General features: G+C 40.9%; 22 protein-coding genes and 1 pseudogene. 7 read left to right on the plus strand and 16 right to left on the minus strand.

The window, feature by feature from the left end; genetic code table 11:
• Nucleotides 1-789 carry an IclR family transcriptional regulator gene (locus ELQ35_RS00910; RefSeq protein ID WP_126862974.1) on the minus strand — a complete coding sequence of 263 codons (789 nt, stop codon included), beginning with the start codon at nt 787-789 and terminating at the stop codon, nt 1-3.
• A 504-nt stretch (nt 790-1293) separates the two neighbouring features.
• On the opposite strand from ELQ35_RS00910, the gene ELQ35_RS00915 reads away from it, so the two are divergent.
• Nucleotides 1294-2271, plus strand: a complete 978-nt coding sequence (locus ELQ35_RS00915; RefSeq protein WP_126862975.1) for an ornithine cyclodeaminase family protein — start codon at nt 1294-1296, stop codon at nt 2269-2271.
• Between the two features lie 219 nt (nt 2272-2490).
• On the opposite strand, the gene ELQ35_RS00920 is transcribed toward ELQ35_RS00915, so the two are convergent.
• The 9 genes and pseudogenes from ELQ35_RS00920 to ELQ35_RS00960 all read right to left on the minus strand — a co-directional run bounded on the left by ELQ35_RS00920 (nt 2491) and on the right by ELQ35_RS00960 (nt 11893).
• Nucleotides 2491-4197 (minus strand): thiamine pyrophosphate-dependent enzyme, encoded by a 1707-nt coding sequence (locus ELQ35_RS00920; protein WP_246025918.1) that lies wholly within the window; start codon nt 4195-4197, stop codon nt 2491-2493.
• 125 nt (nt 4198-4322) lie between these two features.
• Nucleotides 4323-4532: pseudogene (locus ELQ35_RS00925) on the minus strand (tripartite tricarboxylate transporter substrate-binding protein); the annotation flags it as partial.
• A gap of 50 nt (nt 4533-4582) precedes the next feature.
• A complete protein-coding gene (locus ELQ35_RS00930) occupies nt 4583-5653 on the minus strand; it encodes an Ldh family oxidoreductase (RefSeq protein WP_126862978.1) in 1071 nt (356 codons plus the stop codon).
• Nucleotides 5650-6597: a 5-dehydro-4-deoxyglucarate dehydratase gene (kdgD, locus tag ELQ35_RS00935; protein ID WP_126862979.1), complete on the minus strand. Its 948-nt coding sequence runs from the start codon at nt 6595-6597 to the stop codon at nt 5650-5652. Before kdgD ends, ELQ35_RS00930 begins: the two co-directional genes overlap by 4 nt.
• A gap of 7 nt (nt 6598-6604) precedes the next feature.
• Nucleotides 6605-7897, minus strand: a complete 1293-nt coding sequence (locus ELQ35_RS00940) for a nickel pincer cofactor-dependent isomerase, group 22 (RefSeq protein WP_126862980.1) — start codon at nt 7895-7897, stop codon at nt 6605-6607.
• A gap of 57 nt (nt 7898-7954) precedes the next feature.
• Complete coding sequence (locus ELQ35_RS00945; protein WP_126862981.1) at nt 7955-8968, minus strand: Bug family tripartite tricarboxylate transporter substrate binding protein; 1014 nt, start codon at nt 8966-8968, stop codon at nt 7955-7957.
• Between the two features lie 140 nt (nt 8969-9108).
• Entirely contained in the window at nt 9109-9807 is a 699-nt protein-coding gene (locus ELQ35_RS00950; protein ID WP_246025920.1) for a FadR/GntR family transcriptional regulator, read from the minus strand.
• A 114-nt stretch (nt 9808-9921) separates the two neighbouring features.
• Nucleotides 9922-11427, minus strand: coding sequence for a tripartite tricarboxylate transporter permease (locus ELQ35_RS00955; RefSeq protein ID WP_126862982.1), 1506 nt, complete (start codon nt 11425-11427; stop codon nt 9922-9924).
• A gap of 10 nt (nt 11428-11437) precedes the next feature.
• Nucleotides 11438-11893 (minus strand): tripartite tricarboxylate transporter TctB family protein, encoded by a 456-nt coding sequence (locus ELQ35_RS00960; protein WP_126862983.1) that lies wholly within the window; start codon nt 11891-11893, stop codon nt 11438-11440.
• A 311-nt stretch (nt 11894-12204) separates the two neighbouring features.
• Between ELQ35_RS00960 and ELQ35_RS22435 the strand changes: the two genes are divergently transcribed.
• Nucleotides 12205-12375, plus strand: a complete 171-nt coding sequence (locus ELQ35_RS22435) for a PepSY domain-containing protein (RefSeq protein ID WP_185861598.1) — start codon at nt 12205-12207, stop codon at nt 12373-12375.
• Between the two features lie 188 nt (nt 12376-12563).
• Here ELQ35_RS22435 and ELQ35_RS00965 read toward each other — a convergent pair whose 3' ends face one another.
• Complete coding sequence (locus ELQ35_RS00965; protein WP_246025921.1) at nt 12564-12857, minus strand: metallophosphoesterase family protein; 294 nt, start codon at nt 12855-12857, stop codon at nt 12564-12566.
• Nucleotides 12858-12898: 41 nt separating this feature from the next.
• The gene (locus ELQ35_RS00970; protein ID WP_126862984.1) at nt 12899-13777 is read right to left on the minus strand and encodes a fumarylacetoacetate hydrolase family protein; all 879 of its coding nucleotides are present in this window, start codon (nt 13775-13777) and stop codon (nt 12899-12901) included.
• Between the two features lie 535 nt (nt 13778-14312).
• On the opposite strand from ELQ35_RS00970, the gene ELQ35_RS00975 reads away from it, so the two are divergent.
• On the plus strand, nt 14313-14786 hold the full coding sequence (locus ELQ35_RS00975) for a DinB family protein (RefSeq protein WP_126862985.1): 474 nt from the start codon (nt 14313-14315) through the stop codon (nt 14784-14786).
• Nucleotides 14787-14907: 121 nt separating this feature from the next.
• Here ELQ35_RS00975 and ELQ35_RS00980 read toward each other — a convergent pair whose 3' ends face one another.
• Nucleotides 14908-15714 carry an IclR family transcriptional regulator gene (locus ELQ35_RS00980; RefSeq protein WP_126862986.1) on the minus strand — a complete coding sequence of 269 codons (807 nt, stop codon included), beginning with the start codon at nt 15712-15714 and terminating at the stop codon, nt 14908-14910.
• Between the two features lie 667 nt (nt 15715-16381).
• Here ELQ35_RS00980 and ELQ35_RS00985 point away from each other — a divergent pair.
• The 4 genes from ELQ35_RS00985 (at nt 16382) to ELQ35_RS01000 (ending at nt 20492) form a co-directional block, all read left to right on the plus strand.
• The gene (locus ELQ35_RS00985; RefSeq protein ID WP_126862987.1) at nt 16382-17731 is read left to right on the plus strand and encodes an MFS transporter; all 1350 of its coding nucleotides are present in this window, start codon (nt 16382-16384) and stop codon (nt 17729-17731) included.
• 45 nt (nt 17732-17776) lie between these two features.
• Nucleotides 17777-18793: a zinc-dependent alcohol dehydrogenase gene (locus tag ELQ35_RS00990; RefSeq protein ID WP_126862988.1), complete on the plus strand. Its 1017-nt coding sequence runs from the start codon at nt 17777-17779 to the stop codon at nt 18791-18793.
• A 197-nt stretch (nt 18794-18990) separates the two neighbouring features.
• Nucleotides 18991-20121 carry an amidohydrolase family protein gene (locus ELQ35_RS00995; protein ID WP_126862989.1) on the plus strand — a complete coding sequence of 377 codons (1131 nt, stop codon included), beginning with the start codon at nt 18991-18993 and terminating at the stop codon, nt 20119-20121.
• A complete protein-coding gene (locus ELQ35_RS01000; RefSeq protein ID WP_246025922.1) occupies nt 20121-20492 on the plus strand; it encodes a Rieske (2Fe-2S) protein in 372 nt (123 codons plus the stop codon). The genes ELQ35_RS00995 and ELQ35_RS01000 overlap by 1 nt, the downstream gene beginning before the upstream one ends.
• Nucleotides 20493-20575: 83 nt before the next feature.
• On the opposite strand, the gene ELQ35_RS01005 is transcribed toward ELQ35_RS01000, so the two are convergent.
• Genes ELQ35_RS01005 through ELQ35_RS01015 form a run of 3 tightly spaced genes read right to left on the minus strand, consistent with a single transcriptional unit; the run spans nt 20576 to nt 23564 of the window.
• On the minus strand, nt 20576-22081 hold the full coding sequence (locus ELQ35_RS01005) for a tripartite tricarboxylate transporter permease (RefSeq protein WP_246025923.1): 1506 nt from the start codon (nt 22079-22081) through the stop codon (nt 20576-20578).
• 13 nt (nt 22082-22094) lie between these two features.
• Complete coding sequence (locus ELQ35_RS01010) at nt 22095-22544, minus strand: tripartite tricarboxylate transporter TctB family protein (protein ID WP_185861599.1); 450 nt, start codon at nt 22542-22544, stop codon at nt 22095-22097.
• A 21-nt stretch (nt 22545-22565) separates the two neighbouring features.
• The gene (locus tag ELQ35_RS01015; RefSeq protein WP_126862992.1) at nt 22566-23564 is read right to left on the minus strand and encodes a tripartite tricarboxylate transporter substrate binding protein; all 999 of its coding nucleotides are present in this window, start codon (nt 23562-23564) and stop codon (nt 22566-22568) included.
• Between the last annotated feature and the right edge of the window lie 169 nt (nt 23565-23733).

Consider the following 23733-nt stretch of genomic DNA (forward strand, 5'->3'; position numbering starts at 1 on the left):
TCAAACAATTTGGAGGTTATATCCTAATTTACTTGATACATCGAAAGTAGTTTCAAGCAGTTGTTTAACTAACTCTTTTTCTTTGGACATAATTCGAATGGTAGGTGCACAAATACTTATCGCTGCCTTAATTAATCCGCCTTTTGTAAAAACAGGAGCTGCAAGGCATGAAATTCCACTTTCGAAGGTTTCATAAGAGAGATAGTATCCTTTTTCCCGGATTTGCGCTAACTCCAGCCGGAATATATTCGGATCGACAGTTGTGTGAGAAGTATACGCTTCCATTTTTACCGTTGAAAGATACTCATCAACACGGGCCTCTTTGGTAAAGGCCAATAAAACCTTTCCCAGTGCCGTTGAATACGGTGGTGATGTTAAGGATAAGTGAAATTGCAAACCTAAGTTTGAATCATTCGAAACAGCTCTTTCCAATAGGACTACGACATTTGCATCCAGCACTCCTAAGTGTACTAATTCATTTGTGACTTCAGACAATTTCACGAGTGAAGGATGGGTCACTTTGCGAATATCCAAGCGCTGTTCAAAGGCATTTCCTAATTCAAAACAAGCCAAGCCCAATTGATATTTCCCTGTTTCGGGGTCTTGGACAATAAACCGTTTTTCTTTTAAATCTTCCAAAATTTTTAGTAAATAGCTTTTTCTAATACTTAGAGACTCAGACATCTCAGCTAAAGTAAATTCACTTTTACCTTTAAAAGCTAGGAGAATATCTAATGCATGGGCGACATTTCCGTATGAATTTGAAGATTTTTTTTTAGTCTCCTCCAATTTTTCCGTTCACCTCCCTCATAACAATTTGAAATTCAGCCTTTTTCTCTAAAGTTTTTTGGTGAATGCGATTCACTAAATTCATTATATTTATAAAAGTATAAAAATTCAATGTTTTTTTGCAAATAGTATAATACTATATAAGTTGAAATAACCATTTCCTATTTCGGTTAAAGTTTTGGCGTCTCTCTTATCGTTTTGTCGTCTCTTTTAATTCCAAGTATTGACCGATTTGTGTTAGATGCAATTCTTAGTCTCAACTTTATATAGCTAAAATAGCTGTGCCAGTTGATTCATTGATTTGTTAGAGAATAGGAGGAGATACTTTCCACTTTTTAATAACTTTGTTGATAAAAGGATGCCTTTTTATGATATATTTAAGAATAATTTTCTGAAAACTATCAGATTTTTAGTTTCAGGCACACATTTTTGGAAGGTGCACTTGAAACCTGTAAAACAAATTGAGGAAGTGTCCATCTAAAGTGAGGGAAAGGATGATCAAGCATGTTAGTCATAAATGCCAATGAACAAAGAAGTTTAATAGATATGAATGAGGTTATTGAACAAGCGGCTATTGCTTTACGAGAATTCTCAGCCTCCCAGACTGTCACGCCTATCCGTGCCTCTATGCCATTTGGCAATTCTCAAAACACTGCATTAGTAATGCCTTCGGTAGCTGAAGCGCACGGCAGTCTTGGATTAAAAGTAGTAACGGTAGTCCCTAATAACAAAAAAATAGGAAAGAAAACGATAAGCGGCGTGGTTATGCTCTTTGATTTTGAAACTGGAGAACCACTTGCCCTTTTGGAAGGGTCTTATTTAACAATGATTCGAACCGGGGCCCTATCGGGAGTGGCGACTAAGTTTTTATCTCGGACGGACTCAAAAACACTAAGTATTATAGGTACAGGAGAACAAGCGAAAGGTCTGTTGGAAGCAGTACTTGCAGTTCGAAACATAGAGAAAATTATGCTGTTCAACCGGACTGAACAAAAAGCACATGAGTTCGCTCGTTATATTACAGAGAGATTTGAAAAGGATGTACAAGTATATTCTGATTCCAATGAAGTAGTTCAGGAGGCTGATATTACCGTAACAGCAACCAACTCGTTATCACCCGTTTTTTCCAGCTTATTAAGACCTGGTGCTCATGTTAATGCTGTCGGGTCATTCCGGCCGGCTATGCAAGAACTGCCGTCCTCTCTCATTTCTCCAGCCAATAAGGTAGTAGTGGAATCAAGGGAAGCAGCACTTGAGGAAACTGGTGATTTACAAATTCCGATTCGAGAAGGGGTTTTTAAGGAAAGCGCTATTTATGCGGAACTTGGGGAAATAGTAAGCGGTGAAAGAAACGGCAGAGAAAGCGATCAAGAAATCACCGTATTTAAATCTGTTGGATTGGCAGTCGTGGATATCATTGTAGCAAAATACTTTTATGAAAAAGCAATCAAAAACAAAGTTGGGACAAGTGTTCAGTTATAATACCGGACATTACACTTTCTGACAATAATCGTTGAACCATAAATAAATGAGAAATTAACAAAGTCAGATAATTTGAACCCAAAATGCAGCCAGAATGAGACATATCACTTAAAGATATAACGAGAGAAAAGCCTCTATTTTGTAATGTCATAGAACAAACTAAATAGAGGCAAAGAAAGAAGAATTAAAAATAATTTATTCTATATTATAAGTGATTTATTAGCCCTGCGATTTGGCTTGCTTTCGCAAACTATCAATTGTTGCATTTACTGAGATAACATTGGGGTCAGTAACCACTTCAATTATGGTTGGGACCTTTGCTGCTAGGGCCCGCTGCAACACCGGGATAAACTGATCATTTCTTTCCACCCGTTCCCCGTGCACGCCAAACGCTTTAGCCAGCATGCCATAATCCGGGTTAGAAAGATCGGTACCGATGACTCTGCCGGGATAATTTTTTTCCTGATGCATCCGAATGGTACCGTAAATGTTGTTATTGATTACAAGCGCGATAATCGGAACCTCATAGCGAAGCGCCGTTTCCAGCTCTTGAAGTGTCATCATAAATCCTCCGTCTCCGGCAATCGAAATAACCGGACGGTCCGGGAAAGCCAACTTGGCACCTACGGCCGCAGGAACGGAATAGCCCATCGCGCCAGAAGTTGGACCAAAATACGTTTTCGGCTCTTCAAATTGGTAATAGCGCTGAAACCAGCCAGAGAAATTACCGGCATCATTCGTCAGGATCGCATTCGAAGGAAGTGTTTCCTGCAAGTCATGGACAAGCCCCTCTAAATTGACAAAATCATCCTGATATATTTTTTTCGGGAGGGATACTGTTTCATATACATCCCTTATGTTCTTGCAGTAAAGCAAACGCTCCGATGATACGGCTGCGTCTTTATTCAGCTCTGCCAGCGCCTGAATTGCAAGCTTTGCATCACTGACAATACCGATTTCGGTTTCATAAAATTTCCCTATTGCCTGTTCATCAATATCGATATGAATAAGCGTTGTTTCCGGCTTCAGAAGCGTATAGTTTTGAGTGACAATTTGCGAAAATTTCATGCCTATTGCCAGAATGACGTCAGCTTGCTTGACAAACTTCAGCAAATCAGGATGTGGTCCAAGCCCTATTTGCCCGGCATAATGTTTATGACTATTCGGAAAGGCATCGTGACGCCGAAAGCTTGTCATTACCGGAACGCCAGTTAGCTCGGAGAGTTGGACTAATTTATCCTGCGAATTGGTTGCCGTTACCCCGCCTCCTACGATAATAAGCGGATTTTTTGCCCCTGACAGTAATTCGTTCGCAGCGGCAAGCTGACTCATTTCAGGTGACGGAGCAGAAGGCAGCATTTGATTCTGGAACACTACCTCTGCCTGCTCCCTCAGCATATCGACCGGTAGACTGACCAAAACGGGGCCAGGGCGGCCGGACTGGGCTACCCGAAATGCTCTATGTAGAAGTTCTGGAATCCGTTTTGGATCAGAGATTTCAACCGACCATTTAGTGATATGGCTATAAAAATCGCTTAAATCAACTTCCTGAAATCCCTCGCGTCCACGAAAGCCTCGCTCCACCTGGCCAATTAAGGCAACCATTGGGGTTGAGTCCTGAAAGGCGGTATGGATCCCGATTGCGAGATTTGTCGAACCTACCCCGCGCGTTGCCATACATACGCCCACTTTGCCCGAGGCTTTAGCATAGGCTTCCGCCATAAAAGCAGCTCCCCCTTCATGGCGGGTCGAGATTAATTGAATGCCGGGGCAATCGTACATCGCATCCATTACTGGTAAAAAGCTTTCCGCCGGTACACAAAAAGTTTTCTCAACGCCTTCACGCCTCAGAACTTCCACCACTGCCTGGCCGCCAGTCTGCACACATTTTTTTGTTTGCGCCGAGACTGTATTTACATTTGACATCATGTTCCCTCCAATTCAGGTTAGTGTACTGGCAAAACATTTACATAATATTGTATATGGACCCGCCACATGAAGTATGTCACTGTAAATCTAGTAAAGTTCACTTAAAATATTGTAGGTAAAATCTATTTTACCAGTCCAGTCTTTTCTAATAGATCACCGGTTAGCTTGTTCGTTTCAGAGATATTTTTGAAAAACTCCTCGCGATCGGCATACGCTGGTTCAATACCGAGTTTGTTGAATTCTTCTTTTATAATTGGATCTTTCATTGTTTTCTTAAACACCTCACGAAGCATGTCTACTATTTCCTGTGGGGTATCTTTTGGAACAACTACACCAGACCAGCCATGAGTAGACTATAAAAGTTTTGCTACTAATCTATTGTTTAATCTGTTAGATTCGCTTTAACGCCATATCGTTTGGCTGTATTTAATAACTCAGAATAAATTTCTCGGCTCAAAGGAATTCCCGTTTTGCGATGCTCCTCTGCTCTTAAATACTCAAGATCACCTGGCATGTATACTTTTTCGAAACCGGCAGCCGGCTCACTTTCTCTCGTTTCACGTTCTTTATCTGTCATACGGTGAAGAAACATGTCAAGAGGCATCATTGATTCGATATTGATCGCTGCGAACATATGACCCAGATTTTGCGGAAAAGGGTCATCATAAAAGCGCGGAACATTAGACCCATACAGTGACCCGGTCAGTACGCCGGTCAATATATCAACCATAATCGCAAGACCGGAGCCTTTGGCTCCTCCAAAAGGCAGCAGACTGCCCTTTAACGCTTCTTGAGGATCTGTTGTTTCGTGCCCATCTATTGAAACAGCCCAATCATTTGGGATTGGATTCCCATTTTTAGCAGCTAAGGTTATCTTTCCTCTTGCCTGGTTACTTGTTGCCATATCCAGCATGATTGGTTTACCTGAAGCGGATGGCACAGCGATACAAACCGGATTTGTCCCAAGGGTAGGTGTCTTTGATCCAAATGGAACCATAACAGGGGATGTATTTGTCATGGATATACCTATCATCCCGTGTGATGCAATTTTTGCGGTCCAATAAGAAGCGGTTCCATAATGATTGGAATTGTTCACTCCTACCCAAGAGCTGCCATACTCTTTCGCTTTCTCTACCGCTATATCGACTGCTTTTTGGGAGGCAATTTGGCCCCAGCCATTATTTGCATCTATCATAGCCGTTGTCGCTGATTCACGGATAACACTTATATGTGTTTCCTTAGTCACCAGGTTGTTATCCAGTCTTGTTAAATAATCATTCAGTTTACTGACACCGTGAGAATGTACGCCTGAAAGATTAGCATGTACGAGAGAATCAGAAATGATTTCAGCATCGGCATCCGGGATTCCCGCTGCAATTAATACTTCTGTACAAAATGATTTTAATTTCTCAAATGAAACTCTATAGGTCAAAATCTCTTGTTCTTTTTTCATGAATGACTGCCCCTTGCTTTAATAGAGTGGGTTGTGGATTTTAACGGAAAATGATCTAGAGTATTCATGAGAATCTTCTCAAGTTGAAGGTAATGCTCTTTTTCAACTGGAACAAGCGGTGGACGCACCTTCATTCCGACGGATAGACCCATTATTTCCATACCAGCCTTAATCAAGGAAACGGCGTATCCCTTTTTTTGTTTACGTATATTATTGATGGGGAATATTACTTCCTTGTATAGTTTATTTATCAATTGATGATCTTCTTCTTGAATTGCATTGTAAAACAATCTAGAGACATGAGGGATATAATTTGAGATAGCTGAAGAATAGGAAGTATATCCTAAAGGATGGTATGCCGGAAACGTAACCTCAGCCAAGGGCATTCCATTTATCCAATTGAGTTGCTGACCAAGGGTCTGAACGAACTCAATATTGCGTTCCATATTTCCAACACCATCTTTGATTCCAATTAGCTGTGGAAGGGCTGATAATTTCCTCACAGTCTCTAATGTTAAAACGGCATTGTCTCTTTGATAAATGATAGCGTTGATCTCTGTCGTTTCAATGATGGCCTTATAATAATTATATAGACCTTCCTGTTCACCATTTATTAAATAAGGCGGTAAAATTAAATAACCATCTGCCCCTTTTTCTTCGGAAATACGGGCTAACTCCATCGCGTCTATAATGTTGCCCCCGACTCCTGTATAAACAGGAATCCTGCCTTGGCATAATGAAACAGCAATTTCAACGATGGATTCATATTCGGTACGGCTAAGTGATTGAAATTCAGCTGCACCGGCACATACAAAAATTGAATCCAGCCCCCCTTCAATCAAGAAATTAATATTTTCGATTAGTGCTTGCTTGTCCAGTTGGTTAGAGCTCGTAAAAGGGGCTACTGGAAAGCCAAGAATTCCATTGATACGTGGTTTTCTCATCAATGTGTTACCTCCCTCTCCAAATATCTGTTGATATATAATGGTCAGAATCAAAAGTTATCTCAAAGGGCTCACCTAAAACTTTAATTTGAGGGTTCCCTTTTATATCACGCAAAATGGATTCCGAAACCAATATATTTTCTAACTCTAACGTATTTTTAATCCAAACAACTCTAGGGTTTTCAAGATTGATATTGTAACAGGTTTTCAAAGCTACACTAATGGCTTCTCTATCATCTCGCATAACAAGTGGGATTTTAGCAGAATCTAGAACCTTTGAAGTAATTACGTTGGCATATGTATAATCTAAATCCACTTGATCAAAAACTCGCTTAGTTGTAACATCAGCAACGCCAATTCCGCATGCATTACCCTTGGTTTCCTTCGTTAATCCGAGAACAGCCAATCGTTCTATTTGAGGGGCGTTAAATTTTTGTGGTGCTTTCGATGCGGCCCGCCCGGTAATATTCGGATCCATTCCTGATCCGCTGATATTTTTACCCATTTCTGTTACGATGAGCAAATCAATGTTTTGCGGCATAATCCTTGGCATATATTGCTTGGCTTTGATAAGTAAATCTTTGTCTTTAGAAATCATTTCATCTCCAGGAACCGCAACAATCTGGGCCGTTTGGTCATAGGCATTCTCTAATACGGCGACACCAAAGGCGATCGGGGCTTGCTTCAAATAAATTTCTGCAATTTTCGGCAACAAAATCGGCATCTCAGCAAGCGGGTGTTGATGGACTGCTAATGCCCCTTTGTGCCGCCCAAGGCCAATGGCGATCATTTTTAATAGTCCGCTTTCATAATCACCTTTAAAGCTTGTGTGTGGTTTAACTCTATTTATAAAAACGATTGCATCTGAATGATACGCCTCTTTATCAAGATAAAGAGGCATACCATTATCCAGAGTACCAATTTGAACGACATCCATGGTGGAAACCATTGGCACTCCCATACTTTCTTCTGTAATGCCGAATTCCGCCAGCACCTTTTTTTGACCCTCGCCTGTTCCACCTCCGTGGCTTCCCATAGCCGGGACTATAAAAGGACTGGCACCCCATTCAATAAGCTGCTTTATAACCGCAGCGGTTATTTTTTTTATATTTGAAATCCCCCTGCTGCCCACGCCGACTGCTACACGTGATCCGGGTTTAATTGTTTTTCGGAAGATTTCCTTGTTTAGTTCCATCTTTACTGTTTTTTCAATATCCGCTATGGTGGGTGCTTCAAATATTTGCCGTACAGGGATCATTTTAGGAAGTGAAACGAGACGGTTTGTTTCCACTGTGGACATTCGTATTACTCCCCTTTCGACTGTTTGATGATGTTTGTATATAAACGATACGACTTTTTACAAGCCGACTTTCTTAGCGATATCACCCGTTGTTTTGTTTGTGTCTTCGATCGTTTTCTTGAAATCTTCAGGATTACTGTATGCTGGTTCGATTCCAATTTTTTTGAATTGTTCAATCGTTTCAGGATCTTCCAGGGCCTTCTTAAAAGCATCATGCAAAGTAGTTTTTACATCTTCCGGGATACCCTTTGGTGCAACAATCCCAGTCCATGCATTCAAGCCGCTGTACCCTTTATCTTCAAGAAACTCTGCATCCTTAATAGACTCTGATTTAGTGGTTCCTGTATTAGCCAATATACGCAAAGTTCCTGAATCAACATGCGGTTTTGCCTCATGGACTTGTACAACTGCACCTTCAACATGGCCGCCTAACAATGCCGTAATGGCTGGTGCAGCGCCATCAAAAGGTACATGTTTCAGTTTAAGACCATCCTTAAGTGCGATCCCTTCCAAATTAAGATGCTGCGTATTGCCTTTTCCTGGCGTAGAGTAACTGAAGGAATTCGGGTTTTTCTTCACATATTCAAACCATTCATCTACCGTTTTCCATGGAGCATCTTTTTTAACAAGTAATACGTGAGGAACAGATGTTGCGATCAATAATGGTTCGAAGCTGTCATATGAGTACGGAGTATTGCCATAGTTAGGTTGGATCGCTATGTTTCCAATGGTAGCCATCGAGATTTTGTAACCATCAGGTTTTGCTTCGTATAATTCTGCCAATCCCAAAGTCCCGCTGGCTCCCGGCTTATTTACGGGTACGATCGTTTGCTTGTTTGGAAGGTATTTGGATACAGTTTTTGCTAATATACGAGCTGTAACATCAGTCCCGCCACCGGCAGCATAAGGAATAACTAACTCTATCGGCTTAGTTGGGTAATCAGACTCAGAACCAGAACCCCCCTTAGCTGCTGAGCCGGATGTCTTGGATTCAGAAGACGCACAACCTGCCAAAATAGAACCGGCGAGTAATATTGTACAAAAGATTGCTATCAATTTTTTGCTAATCATAGAAATTGCTCCCCCTAGTAAAAAAATAGTATCTTACGTTTACAATTTCTGTTTAATCTTGTTGAAAGAGTAATGAAAAGATTCTCACGCTTATACCTGCCTGCCCCCATGAACATTTAGCTATTTCCCTTCTTCTGGCATCACCCCTTTCGTGATTCTTTTAAAATTTTCTTTCTTACATAGTCCAAGTGCTCATACATTTTGGAGAATGCCTCCGGAGGAGATCTTCTTTCCAAAGCCTCGTAAATGGCTGTATGATGCTCAACAGCAACATTTCGTTCTCTAACCTCAATGTTCTTGCTCATCTGATCGAACGCAACCAGCAATGAGTCAATCATTGAATCCAGTACAGGGTTGTGGACGCTAAAGGCAATTATTCGGTGAAATTCTTTATCAATTTCTGAATAATTTCCGGGATGCTTAGAGATAGCTTCTATCGTCTGGTATAAATGTTCCAATTCGTTTTGAGTAATTTTCTCGGCTGCCAAAGCTATCAGGCCAAGTTCCAAGGCCATCCTCGCTTCGATAATGGTTGGCAGGTCATCCATAACCAAGGACAACATATTAAAATAAGGTTGACTGCCAATTTTTTCAGAGAAATACGTACCATCCCGTGTTTTTCTGTGAATTATCCCCAGCGACTCCAGGGAACTCATCGCCTCACGTAAAACAGGCCTGCTGACAGATAGCATCTTAATCAGTTCCATTTCGGGAGGTAATTTATCACCCCTTTTCAAATTTCCAGACACAAGCAATTGAATAATTCTGTCTGCTACTTCTTTGGACAATGTTTTACGAGGAACTGAGTCTAATAGTGTATGATTTTGATTTATAACCAATTTACGTCACCTGTCTATCTTATATTTGTATTATTTTATAATTGTAAGACAATTAGGATAAAAAAATTACCGCCTGAATGGAATACTTCAGCGAATGATTTTGTCTAAAAACCACTACATTTCTACATCTGTAGCTAATAATTCTTTTTTCTTCTTTATACCTGCTATCACACTTACTAAAAGAATCAAGATAGCAATCGTCAACATCACAGCAGAAATAGGCCTTGAGAAAAATCCTGAAAAATCACCTCTAAATAAAATCATCGACTGTAACAATGAACTTTCCAATAATTTACCTAAAACAAATGTTAATACAATTGGGGCAATGGGAATGTCCGTCTTTTTCATGAAGTAACCCAAAACACCAAACGCCAGCAATACCCAAACATCGAACAACCGATTATTAACACTGTATGCTCCAAGGATCGAGATAAGAAAAATGATGGGGTATAATAGTTTTGCCGGAACCATGGTAATCTTTGCCCATACCCCAGCTAAAGGTAAATTGAAAATCAATAGGATAAGGTTCCCAATAAACATACTAGCAATAATGGCCCACACGATATCAGGATTGCTCTGAAATAGCATTGGACCCGGAGTCAATCCATGCATGATAAAGGCTCCGAGTATAACCGCTATGGTAGGTGAACTGGGGATCCCCAATGTGAACAGCGGAATTAATGCAGCCCCGCTATAAGAATTGTTTGCTGTCTCGGGTCCAGCAACCCCCTCTATTGCTCCTTTTCCAAATCGGGAAGGATCCTTTGCTAACTTTTTTTCGAGCGAATAGGAAAGGATGGCAGGAATTACTGAATTAGTTCCCGGGACCAGCCCTATCAAAAACCCTAAGCCTGTTCCTCTACCAATCGAGGAAAGTGTTGGTCTCCATTCTTCCCGTTTAGGAAGGAGTCCTTTGACTTTTGGTGGTGTTTCTGCTTTTGAGATGTTCTCCAGCCCTATTAAAATTTCAGATAGTCCAAACAGTCCCATTGCAATAATGACAAAATCGATCCCATTCATTAAATTAGGTTCGTTGAATGTAAAACGAACAGCACCTGAAACAGGATCCATTCCAATAAGAGCCAGGCACAAACCTAAAAGTGCGGAGATCAATCCCCGAATGATAGACTTTCCCATTAATCCAATCACCGTTATTAATCCCAATACCATGAGAGCGAAAAACTCCGGGGGACCGAATTTTAAAGCGAATTGGGCCAGAGGCGGCCCAATGAATGCAAGACCAATAATGGAGATTGTTCCTCCGATAAATGAACCGATACCTGCAACTCCTAAAGCTGTACCAGCCCTCCCCTGCTTCGCCAGCGGATACCCATCGAGAGTGGTAATAACAGAAGCAGCTTCCCCTGGCGTATTAATAAGTACGGAAGTGATCGTTCCACCGTACATGGAACCGTAATATATTCCTGACAACATAATGATTGCCGATACCGGCTCCATTGAGAAGGTAACAGGTAATAAGATCGCCGTCCCGGTGGTAGGTCCTAAACCAGGCAGAACCCCAACCATCATCCCTATTGACACACCGGCCAAACAATATAGTAAATTCCACCATGTTAGTGCAGTTTCAAAACCTTGAAATAACTGTATCAACGAGTCCATTTAATCCCTCCTACCATCCCAGATAATTGACCGGAAGTGGAATTCCGAGAAGCGTATAGAAAATGAAAAATAAGCATAAAGAAACAACTAAGGAAATTCCAAGTCCAAGATACCATCGATAGAATCTGACTAATAAACAAAACAATAGAATACTAGCAGCTAAAACAAAGCCAATATAATTAATGGTCAGCAGCAAAAAAAGCGTCCCGGCCAATAACGATAGTATGTTCCTTGCTCCCTCTCCCCTTGGAATAATTTCCGATAAAAGGATTCCATCTTTCTTTATTGACGTTATTATGTAAATCAATGAAACAACGGCTAATCCTCCACTTAACCAAAGCGGAAAAAATCCTGGACCAGGACCTGTATCCGTGTAATAAACATATTCGAGAGATTGCCAGAAAATTATAGACGCAAAAAGTAATATAACAAGTCCTAGATAAACTGAAGCGTTCTTTAACAACACTTTATCATCCCCCTTTTTGTTGTTTCACTTTATACTTGTAAGCGCTTACTAATGCTCTTTTGTCATATTGTATTACAAATGAACAAGTATGACAATAACTTATTTGATAAATCGAAAGATTGGGATTAATGGCGTATTTTTTTACCACCTATTTCTATATAAGACGACTCCTAACAGGAGGTTCCTGCTTTAAAAACTGTACTTTTTCAAAAAAAAGAGAAAACGATGGGGAAACCATGATTATATTGGAGACCCAAATTGGTGATCTTACAGGGAAAAGTTAGGATTCGTGAGGGGAAATCTCGGGCAAAGTGATAGAAACAGAACTTGACAAAAACCAAGGTACTATGGTGTACCATGTAATCATCGATGATGGATCCACCGTTAAAGAGATTACCCTTAATACAAACAGTGGAAAAGTCTTGAAAGTGGCAGAAGATGATGATGCCGAACAAGAAGTAAAACTGCTACAAAAGAATTAAATGGTTAAAAATCACGACTTAATAGTTAGTCCCAGTACCGATGTGCTTCACCTGGTACTGGGGCTAATTTAATAGATTTGAGTTTATTAACGACTGTTTTGGACAGGCTTATTAAATTTCTATTACTTTGATCTGTGAAAAAATCTCTTCTTCTGCAGATTTGCAGTTCCATTCGTGCGGATAGTAACCTAGCGGGTTGCAGATGATCTCAATTCCGTTATAGTGCTCATAGCAGACTTCGAATCTTCCGAATATACATCATGGTTCCCGTGTACAAACAATAACCTAGTTTGTGGAAATTCATTTTGTAGCTGATTCAAAAGAGTGAGGCTTTTTTCCGGACCGGCAGTCATGTCTCCGCTAATGATAAACACATCCGGTAAATGCGTGTTGATCCATTCTTTTAAAGATGCCATGATCTCAGTCTGGGTATTTTTACGATTCAATCCTTCATGAATATCAGACAAAACGGCAATTTTCATACCAAAGCCCCCTTTATTAAAAATATCGATTTTCATTCTACCTATTCATTTTTGAGATCCTTTACTGAATTGACTAATTTCTCAAATCCATCAATATGACATTCCACAATATCTCCGTCCCGAATCACGACCGCTCCTGGGGTTCCGGTAGATATGATATCACCCGGCAATAGCTTCATCACTTTGGAGTGGAAGGAAACCAGGTTCAATGGCCGGAACGTCATATTCAAAACGACATTTTTCCGATGAATCTTTCCATTGATGACCGTTGAAACATGTAAATCCAACACTTCTTCGACCTCATCCGGAGTGATCAAATGAGGACCAAAGCTAAAAAAGGTATCAAAGCTTTTGGAACGGGTTAAATATCGTGGATTCTTTTGAAGAATATCCTCAGCTGTCATATCGATAATGGTGGTAAACCCGGCAATGACATTAGGGGCATCCTCTTCTGATACATTTTTGCATTCCCTGCCAATGATAATACCCAATTCCGCTTCTGCCGTGGTCCTTTCTGATTGCAAAGGAATCTGAATCGTATCATCAGGACCGATAATCGTCGTATCAGGCTTCATAAAACTCGCCGGTTCAGTATTAGGCGCTTTTTCACTTAAATCTGCCGCATGCTCCGCATAATTCAATCCAATCCCCCAAATTTTCCTTGGCTGCCGATAAAGCGGACCATAAGTAACTTTATTCAAGGGAATAATATGATTCTCATAAAGTTCTGTTCGATTTTGTACTTCACCTTGAAACCAAATCTTTAACTGATTGAGCTGCCCTAATTGAATGATCTCTAAAAGTTCTGTTGACCATTTCTGACTAAACTTTTGATTGAGATCTTCCATAGGAAGAACTCCATTCTCCAACACAAGTGCCGCTGTTTCTTTCCCATCTTTCTTGATTGTTGCTAAACGCATAATTTCCCTCCATTATCTTTCGGACTCATAATTTTAATCCAAGTTCATCCATCGTTTTCTATTTGCCTTGCCAAGCAAAATCTCATTTCGGTCTGTCCTATGATTTTCAACGGTGATTTATAGCTATTCAGTCCACTTTTCGTTTTGTAAAAAGGGTTAGGCCTCCCAGCTAATGACTGGAGCGAAGTCCAACTGCATATAAAGTTCGGCCTATGATAGTTTTCTGTAGATAACCCGATCAATTGCTTCGGCTGCTCTGATACTATCATAATATTCAGTCGCCTCTCCGTAAAGGCTGCAAATCCTATTATTTTACTTCTCAAAAAGAGTTCATCTATAACATTAGGCTCTAGACCGGTGTATCCGCGTGCCCATATTCTAGTACGGGTTTTGGAAATGTTTTTTCCGAATAACAGGCCGCCAAGATTACAAAAGTACATGTCCCTTATTAAATAAAATATTTCTTTCGGAAGGAATAGCACATGTTGATAGAGAAACGATTATAAGTAGTTATTTAAAAAGAGGAGGAATACTCTTGGAGCAATTAATTTTCAATCACATGGAAACAGTACGTGGAATAACGGAGCAAACAATTAAAAGAATTCCAGAAGAGATTTCTGATGTCATTCCTGAAGGGTTTAACAACAATATTCGCTGGAATTTCGGTCATATTGCATTCACACAGGAAAAGCTAGTCTTCGAATTGTTAGGTGAAGAGATGAGTATTCCAAAAGTTTATGGGCAGTTTTTTGGCAGTGGAACAAAACCTGCAGATTGGCAAGAAACTCCGACCTCATTTGCAGAAATTACAGAAACCTTAACCGAACAAAAAACGAGAATAAAGGACTTTCTTCCAGGACGCCTACACGAAAAACTAACTGCTCCCTTTACAAACAGGAGTGGCGTTACGTTTTACACAGCTGGCGAGATATTTTTGTTTAGCTTTTACCATGAGGCTTTACATATCGAAACGATTAAACGATTATACCGATTTATTTCTCCTAAATAATTGGAATCATTAAAGCCTTGGGGTAGCCTGGAGAAATGTGAATTCACCGCATTCTGGGCTCCCCTATTTTTTATAACGTTTACATACAATGTTTCATCAAAAAGAAGACCACTTCCTTCATTTAGAACAGTTGATTCAATCTCATACTTTCCACATAACCCAGTCTCCTGGAAATCTGTTCGCCTGACTCTTTTAACCGAGTAATAATTTCTTCTTTTCTTTTTTTAACGCGGTGTGTTGGCCCCGCACAGCTCATTGCTGCTACCACTCTTCCTGTATAATTAAAAATTGGAACGGCGAAACAAGTTAAGCCCACTTCAATTTCCTCATTATCCGTGGCCCAGCCCTGCACCCGAACTGAACTCAATTCTTGATGATACAAATGCTGGTCAGTAATTGTGTTTTCAGTGTGCTTTTCCATCCCTTTCTCTTGAAGAATTCGATCAACCTCTTCCAGCGAAAAGTTCGATAAGATCGCCTTTCCGACCCCCGTACAATGTACCGGTCTCCTTGAACCTAACTGTGCGGTCGTACGAATTGAACCTGTACCCTCCACTTTGTAAAGGTATACAATTTCTCCCTCGTTATAGACCGCTAGAAAGGCGGTTTCACCAGTAAAGGCAGAAATGTCATAGAGATAATGCGCAGCGACATCGACGATTTCCAAATTAGATAATCCGGATACCCCAATTTCAAGTGATTTCAATCCTATTTTGTACCGGTCTGTAACGGGTTCCAATTCAATGTATCCTCTAGTCTTTAAGGTTTCTAATAGCCGATGACAAGTGCTCTTTGGTATATCCACTCCTTTAACGATTTCAGCTAAAGGCGTACCACCTCTCTTACTTGAAATAAATTCAAGAAGTGTCAATGCACGATCAAGGCTTGAATTCATTTGACTATCAACATCATTGCCTTTTGAAGCCATATTTTGACCTCCTACCCATTTGTCTTAATAATACGTGTTGTAAATTATCGTATTTCAGCCTAATTTCATCTATTTTTTCAACGCATAGTGGAATATCGTTCTATTATCAGAATATATGATTGAAAAATTAGAATCAATATTTATTTAAGTATCTCCTGTAAGTCATGTATTTTACTGGAAGTTCGAACTTCTAAGAATCCTATACGGCTGAGCTGAATGATAAATTTACATTTAGGATAACCCCTACTGAAAGATTATATTTTTTTACTATTCAAAATATTATTGACATTAAGACCAAAAAGACTTACTATACTCAATAAATGGAACATAGGTCCAATATTAAAATCATTGTTCCAACTTGTGAGGTGATTTGCATGAAATAATCTCTAAACCTTTATTAATGGAATGATGTTTCACTAACAGAGAAATAGAATATCACCAACATTCCTGAAAACTTAAAAGCGTGATGCTGTCGCTATTATTTCTTTTCTGAAAAAAGTCAAGGAACTCACCTTAGATTTGTTGTGAATGCCATTCACCTTAGAATTGACGAAATTATCCCTGGTTCAAGGTTAGTTAAAATGATGAAATCAAGTCAATTTTACGTTTATGAAAATAGTTATTTGTTTCTAAAGAAAATAACAATTTATTAAAAAAGGATGATTGTATGGCAAATTCATCAAAATCAAAAAAGGTGCCTAAAAAAGTACTGATTGCAAGTTTAATTGGAAGTTCTGTTGAATGGTTTGACTATTTTCTTTACGGGACGGTTGCAACACTAGTATTCAGTAAATTGTTCTTTCCAAACGATGATCCACAGATAAGTTTGCTTCTTTCATATGCCTCATTTGCTATACCTTTTCTTATCCGCCCATTGGGTGGAATTTTATTCAGCCATATCGGTGACAAAATCGGACGAAAAAAATCACTAGTCATGACCCTCTCATTGATGGGTTCAGGTACTGTTCTTATGGGGCTTTTACCAGACTATAATACAATTGGGATTTGGGCGCCGATTTTGCTGGTCCTACTTAGATGCATTCAAGGTCTTGGACTCGGAGGAGAATGGGGCGGTGCTCTTTTGTTGGCATTTGAGTATGCTCCGAAGGAAAAACGTGGTTTTTTCGGCAGTATTCCACAAATGGGTGTAACAATTGGATTATTATTGGGAACTTTGGTCCTTTCTGGATTGACACTCTTGCCTGAAGAGCAATTTCTCTCATGGGGCTGGCGGATACCTTTTATATTTAGTGCAGCACTTGTCATTTTAGGCCTGTGGATCAGAAAGGGCATTGATGAGACGCCGGAGTTCCAGGAAACACAGGAAAGCAAAACGGTTTCCAGAGTCCCGATTGTCGATATATTCCGTTACCACTGGAAGGCAGTGTTGATTACGATTGGAGCAAAATTTGTCGATGCTGGACCGTTTTATATCTTTGCAACCTTTATCATCACCTATGCGAACACAAATCTTGGATTCGATGAAACTACAGCTCTGAATGCAGTTACGATTGCGGCGGTGATAGCAACGGTTATGATTCCGCTTATGGGAATCTTATCTGATAAGATTGGACGAAAGTCCCTTTATATCGCCGGATCGTCGGGTATTATTCTTTTTGCATTCCCGTATTTTTATCTGCTGAATCTCAATTCGTCGCTGTGGCTGACAATTGCCACCGTTTTGGCGATAGGAATTATATGGCCGGCCATTACCGCCATAATTGGTCCAATGTTTGCAGAGAATTTCAGTGCGAATGTCCGTTATACCGGGGTTTCATTTGGTTACCAAATTGGTTCAGCCATCTCCGGAGGAACAGCTCCTTTAATTGCTGTCGCATTGATGGGTGCGTTTAATAATTCGTGGGTGCCTGTGGCGTTATTTATTATGGCGAATGGTTTAATATCGCTTATTTCTGTTCTGTTTTTGCCTAAAACTATGCCGGAAGTTCTTCCAAAAACAAAGGAAAACGTGCATCATGGAGACAGAATAAATGATAGCGCTACCAAGTCTATTTAATAAGCTTATAGACAGTATCACCCAGTAAAGGGAGGAGACTCGCTAGTGAGGGCAGCATTTTATGAAGGAAACGAAAAAATTCGTGTAGGAGAAAGTGTTCCTGTACCACCAAAAGCGGGGGAAGTACAAATTAAAGTTTCTCATGCCGGCATATGCGGAACTGACCTGCATATTTTTCATGGCCATATGGACAAAAGAGTAACGTTTCCCCAAATAATGGGACATGAAATGTCGGGAACCATTCATGCAGTTGGGGAGGGAGTTATAAATTATAGCGTTGGGGATCGAGTAACTGTAATGCCCCTGGACCCTTGTGGTAAATGTCCAGCTTGTTTAGCAGGACACAACCATATTTGCCAATGTTTAAAATTCCTGGGTATTGAAACATCAGGTGCTTTTCAAAGCATTTGGACTGTGCCAGCACATACTTTACACCGTCTTCCAGATCAACTGTCTTTAGAACACGGAGCGTTGGTTGAGCCGTTGGCCGTTGCTTGCCACGATATTCGTATCGGCGAAGTAAAAAGAGGCGAGTCAGTGGTAGTGATTGGCAGCGGTCCGATCGGAATGTTGATTGCTCTCGTGGCTAAAGAAGCTGGGGCGAAAGTGTTAATAGTGGAAATCAATGCATATCGCCTGCAGCTGGCTAGACAACTGGGCTTTGATGCTTTAAATCCAATTGAAGAAGATATAGTGAAGTACGTCGCTCAGTATACGGGCGGAGCCGGTGCAGATGTAGTTTTTGAGGTAACCTCTTCAGCTGCAGGGGCCGAAATGATGACTCAACTGCCACGCACAAGAGGCAGGATTGTAGTCGTAAGTATCTTCAACCAGCTTCCAAAAGTTGACTTGCATCGTATTTTTTGGAGGGAACTGAAAATGGCCGGTGCAAGGGTTTACGAGCATGAAGATTTTGAAAAAGCGATACAGTTAGCTGCTTCGGGACAGTTGCCTTTAGATAGTCTAGTTACAGAAATTTACCCATTGGAGCGTTTAGAAGAGGGTTTTAGGCAAATGGAAAGCGGCGGAAAGATCATGAAAATTTTGCTAAGCTGTTCTTGACATTATCATAGATAAATATAGTCAGTTTTGGAAGCGATTGCATATATCTTAGAATAGTTCACCTGAATTAACGCCGCTTCTCTTCTAAAAGTCTTACTGCGAGAAAGATGGGCCTTCGGACAGTGGATGGTTCCATTTTTAAAATCATTTACAAATAGAAATACCAAGGATGAAAACGATAAAGGAAGTGAAAAGGAATGGAAGTAACCGAGTCTAAAAAACCAGAAGAAATCGTCAAAAAAAAGCGTACCATTATTGACTCTGACATCCATAATTACACCTCGCTTGATGAAATTAAAAAGTATTTGCCCCGAGTCTATCGTGAACAGATCGATTTATGGGGATGGAGGCTTCCTGGTTCTTTATATTTAAACGGCGGGACGAATGTTGGCCAAAGGGCCGACTCTATTCCGCCGGACGGAGGCTTTCCTGGCAGCGACTTGGATTTTATGAGAATGCAATATTTGGATCCCTCTCATGTTGAATACGGGATATTGACCGGAAGTGACTACTCGTGTCAAGCGACGCCTGATATCGATTACGCTGCAGCTCTCAGTTCTGCGATAAATGATTATACGTTGGAGCAGTGGGTTAATAAGGACCACAGACTGAAAGGATCGATCATTATTCCAAAGCAGGATCCGAGACTGTCGGTACAAGAGATTCACCGTGTTGGCTCCCACCCGGATATGGTGCAGGTTATCGTGGCGAGCGGAGCCGAAAAGCCTTATGGGAATAGGTTCTATCATCCGATTTATGAGGCATGTGTCGAACATAATCTGCCTTTTACGATCCACGTCCTTATGGAAGGAGTCGGCATAAATCCGCCAACGACCGGCGCCGGTTATGTGTCTTATTATCCGGAGTACCGCGCTACAAGACCTCAGGTAATGGCTGCACACCTGGCCAGCTTGATCTATGAAGGGGTTTTCGAAAAATTCCCTACGTTGCAGGTCGTACTTCAAGAGGCTGGTGTGTTTTGGATGGCACCATATTTATGGAAGATGGATGAGGATTGGAAAAGCCTCCGCTTCCAGACGCCATGGGTGAAGAAAAAGCCAAGTGAATATTTCCGCAGCAATATTAAGGTGTCCTCCCAGCCACTTGAAAAGACACCGAACCCGGAGATGTTCCGGCAAATGATGAAAGCAGTCTATGCGGATGAGACCTTATTGTATTGCAGTGATTACCCGCATTGGGATTTCGATTCTCCTGTGATGGCATTTCCAAAACTAGAAGATGAGTTATGGGAACGTATCTTCTACCAAAATGCCGCTGAATTATATGGATTGCCGGCAAGAAAAGACCCTACCGGGGGGATTGACTGATGACTAGCTTTTTTGTGGGAAAGGCATCCGAGATTCCTGAAGGAGAAAAAAAGATTGTCGTAGCAAACGGGCGCAGCATCGGTGTTTATAATATTGAGGGACAATTTTTTGCCATCCGTAACACCTGCCCGCATCAAGGGGCTGCCCTATGTACCGGTATTACGACCGCCTTTATTAATTCCTCCGGGCCGGGAAACTTTGTTCACGAACGTGAAGGTGAAATCGTAAGGTGTCCCTGGCACCAGTGGGAATTTGACATTAAAACGGGACACATGATCGTCGATCCTAAGAAGAGGACGAAGAGCTATGACGTAACCGTGGAACGCTTTGATGTTTCTGTTGAAGAAAGCGAAATATACGTTCATCTATAATAATAGTCAAATAAAGCCGGGCTTATGCCCGGCTTTATTTGTACGACTTTGACCTTCTGAAGTTCTTTCAATATAGTTTAGAACTACATTTCAACGTCACTCGCAAGAATCCCTCTCTTTTTCTTGAGACTGGTAAAGATGCTTATGATCAAAACAAGAAGAGAAATTACTAATAAAGTACCGGAAATAGGGCGTTGGAAAAACCCAAACACGTTTCCATTGAAATAGATTAATGATTGCAGTAACGAGGTTTCCAAGAGTTCACCAAGAACAAAAGTCAGTACAAGGGGCGCTATCGGAAAATCTAACTTTTTCATCAAATAACCCATTATTCCGAAAATGAACATTATCCATATGTCCCAAAGGTTATTATTCACGCTATAGGCGCCTATTACAGAAAAAATAAGAATGATAGGATAAAGTAATTTCGTAGGAATCATTGCAATTTTTCCCCACATTCCCGCCATAGGAAGGTTCATAATAACGAGAATTAAATTACCAATGAACATACTTGCAATTATTGCCCAAACAATATTGGGGTTTGTCTGAAATAAAGTCGGCCCTGGAGTCAGGCCGTGCATGATAAAGGCTCCAAATAGTATAGCAATCGTAGGTGAACTCGGGATACCTAAAGTGAACAATGGAATTAGCGCTGAACCGGAATACGCGTTGTTCGCTGTTTCCGGTCCGGCAACACCTTCGATTGCACCCTTGCCAAAACGGGATGGATCTTTAGCGATTTTCTTTTCCCATGAATAAGACAGGATAGCAGGTATAACCGAATTTGAGCCTGGGATGAGACCAATTAAAAATCCTAAACCAGTACCTCTGCCAATCGCTTTTAAAGTCGGCTTCCATTCATCCCGCCTCGGGAGAAGTCCCTTCACTTTAGCAGGTTTCCCCGCATTCATTCTTTCTTCCAGCCCGATAAGTACCTCAGCAAGACCGAATAATCCCATGGTAATCGTGACAAAGTCCAAACCGTTCATTAGGAAATCTTGTCCCAAATTGAACCGAACGGCACCGGATATAGTGTCCATTCCGACCAACGCCAAGATTAAACCAAGTAATGCTGAAATTAATCCTCGAATTAATGATTTACCCATTAAACCTATAACCATCAACATACCCACTACAATAAGAGCAAAAAATTCTGGAGGACCGAACCCTAGTGCTAATTTGGCCAGGGGGGGCGCTATAAACGCAAGTCCTATAATTGAGACAGTCCCTCCAATGAATGACCCGATAGCTGCAACTCCCAGAGCTGTTCCGGCTCTTCCTTGCTTGGCCAGCGGGTATCCGTCAAAACAAGTAATGACAGAGGCGGCTTCACCAGGAGTATTAATCAGTACCGAAGTAATTGTACCTCCGTACAAAGAACCATAATAAATGCCTGCTAACATAATGATTGCTGTTACAGGTTCCATCGAGTAAGTAATAGGAAGAAGAAGAGCTGTAGCTGTAGTTGGTCCCAAACCGGGTAAGACACCGACAAGCATCCCAATGGTAACCCCAATTAAACAATAAAGCAGATTCCACCATGTTAGCGCTGTCTCAAATCCCTGAAGCAATTGTATAAACGAATCCAAGTCCTTTCCCTCCTTACCATCCGAGTGCGTTTACAGGTAATGGAATACCCAACAACGAATTAAACACTAAAAATACAATTATCGAGGTGACAACTGAAATCCCTAATGCCGAATACCATTTAAATTCTCGTACCAAGACAATGAATAATAAAATGACCGCTGAGACTACAAACCCTGCATAAGATATAACGATCATAAAAATAATGATTGAACCCAGCATTGAAAGAATATTTCCCAATGCCCTACCTTTCGGCAAGATTTGCTTAAAAACGATTACCTCTTTCTTAATCGCTTCCCAAATATACACGAGGGAGATTACAATTAGGACGCCACTTAACCATAATGGAAGGAATCCTGGTCCGGGACCCCGGACCGTATAATAATCAAACGATAGAGACTGCCAAAAAATGAATCCTGCAAACCCGAGCAATAATGCACCAGCCCAAACACCCGCATTTCTCAATTTAACCCCCCCAATCAAAAGCTAGTTTTCTTGTTTTTTAGCAGCTTGGACGATCGGGTCCATTGCCTTCATATCTTTTTCAACCATAGCTTCAAAATCGCCTGCATTCAGGTAATCAATAAACAAGTTCTGTTTAGCCATGAAATCAATAAATTTTTGATCCTTTACGGCCTTTCCGATAGTATCTTCCAATATCTTCACAACTTCGTCGGGGGTGTTATCAGGTACGGCAAGTCCGCGAAATGTACCGGCCCAGCCTACATTAATTCCTTTTTCTTTCATTGTCGGTACATCCTTTAAATCCCCTTCTAGCCGATCTTCTGCCATAATGGCCAACGGACGCAGGTCGCCGCTTTTGATTTGTGCGGTCACTTCACCAGGGTTGTAAAGGCCGAACTCAGCTCTTTCACCCAAAACTTCGATGACTGCCTGTGCTGCACCTTGGAAAGGAACAGTGATAAAGTCCAGATTGGCAGCTTGAGCAAATGGTATCCCATATATACTCGGTGCAGCGGCCGAAGCGAATTTCAGCTTTCCTGGTTTTGCTTCTATATCAGCAACCAGATCCTCGAACGTTTTAAATTTTGATTTTGAGGAAACTACAAGGACAGCAGGATCCCTATTTACGTTTCCGACAAATGTAAACTCGGATGTTTTAAACGGTGCCAGTTCGAGCAATGGAAGTGAAACGATCTCGCGGGTCGCCATCGTTAATTTGTACCCATCTGCCTTTGAATGAAGGCCTTCGTTCATTCCAACGGCGCCGGAACCGCCGGTTTTATTGATAACTACCACATCCTTGCCAAGCTCGGTTTTCATCGATTCCGCCAGCGCGCGGGCTACAAGGTCAGTCCCTCCACCAGCTGCAAAAGGAACAATGAGCTCAATAGGCTTAGTCGGATACTTCTCAGAGTTTTGGCTAGCACCCGTCGAATTCGAATTCGATTGATTTGCACAGCCCGAAGCAAATAAAGACATAATCATTAATCCAGCGATTACAAATTTTAACGAGTTTTTCATGCATATCCCCTCTTGATTCTATTTATCTAGTACATTAGAAGATTTATACTTTTGGCACTTCATACCTTCATGATTTTTTTCAAGAACTAGACTCTCAATGATGACTTGTTTCATATATCTGCTTAGTCTTCTTTTTCTTTAATCTCTACGTCTGAATAGTACTTTTATA

Source organism: Peribacillus cavernae (assembly GCF_003989135.1).
Lineage (GTDB): Bacteria > Bacillota > Bacilli > Bacillales > DSM-1321 > Peribacillus > Peribacillus cavernae.

Bases quoted from the DNA above. Each gene is read 5' to 3' on its own strand.
- ELQ35_RS00920 (WP_246025918.1), bottom strand. From the start codon at position 4,197: ATGTCAAATGTAAATACAGTCTCGGCGCAAACAAAAAAATGTGTGCAG.
- ELQ35_RS00995 (WP_126862989.1), top strand. From the start codon at position 18,991: ATGGAAGTAACCGAGTCTAAAAAACCAGAAGAAATCGTCAAAAAAAAG.
- ELQ35_RS00930 (WP_126862978.1), bottom strand. From the start codon at position 5,653: ATGAAAAAAGAACAAGAGATTTTGACCTATAGAGTTTCATTTGAGAAA.
- ELQ35_RS00940 (WP_126862980.1), bottom strand. From the start codon at position 7,897: ATGTCCACAGTGGAAACAAACCGTCTCGTTTCACTTCCTAAAATGATC.
- ELQ35_RS01015 (WP_126862992.1), bottom strand. From the start codon at position 23,564: ATGAAAAACTCGTTAAAATTTGTAATCGCTGGATTAATGATTATGTCT.
- ELQ35_RS00945 (WP_126862981.1), bottom strand. From the start codon at position 8,968: ATGATTAGCAAAAAATTGATAGCAATCTTTTGTACAATATTACTCGCC.
- ELQ35_RS01000 (WP_246025922.1), top strand. From the start codon at position 20,121: ATGACTAGCTTTTTTGTGGGAAAGGCATCCGAGATTCCTGAAGGAGAA.
- ELQ35_RS00985 (WP_126862987.1), top strand. From the start codon at position 16,382: ATGGCAAATTCATCAAAATCAAAAAAGGTGCCTAAAAAAGTACTGATT.
- ELQ35_RS00915 (WP_126862975.1), top strand. From the start codon at position 1,294: ATGTTAGTCATAAATGCCAATGAACAAAGAAGTTTAATAGATATGAAT.
- ELQ35_RS00965 (WP_246025921.1), bottom strand. From the start codon at position 12,857: ATGAAAATTGCCGTTTTGTCTGATATTCATGAAGGATTGAATCGTAAA.
- ELQ35_RS00970 (WP_126862984.1), bottom strand. From the start codon at position 13,777: ATGCGTTTAGCAACAATCAAGAAAGATGGGAAAGAAACAGCGGCACTT.
- kdgD (WP_126862979.1), bottom strand. From the start codon at position 6,597: ATGAGAAAACCACGTATCAATGGAATTCTTGGCTTTCCAGTAGCCCCT.
- ELQ35_RS00955 (WP_126862982.1), bottom strand. From the start codon at position 11,427: ATGGACTCGTTGATACAGTTATTTCAAGGTTTTGAAACTGCACTAACA.
- ELQ35_RS00980 (WP_126862986.1), bottom strand. From the start codon at position 15,714: ATGGCTTCAAAAGGCAATGATGTTGATAGTCAAATGAATTCAAGCCTT.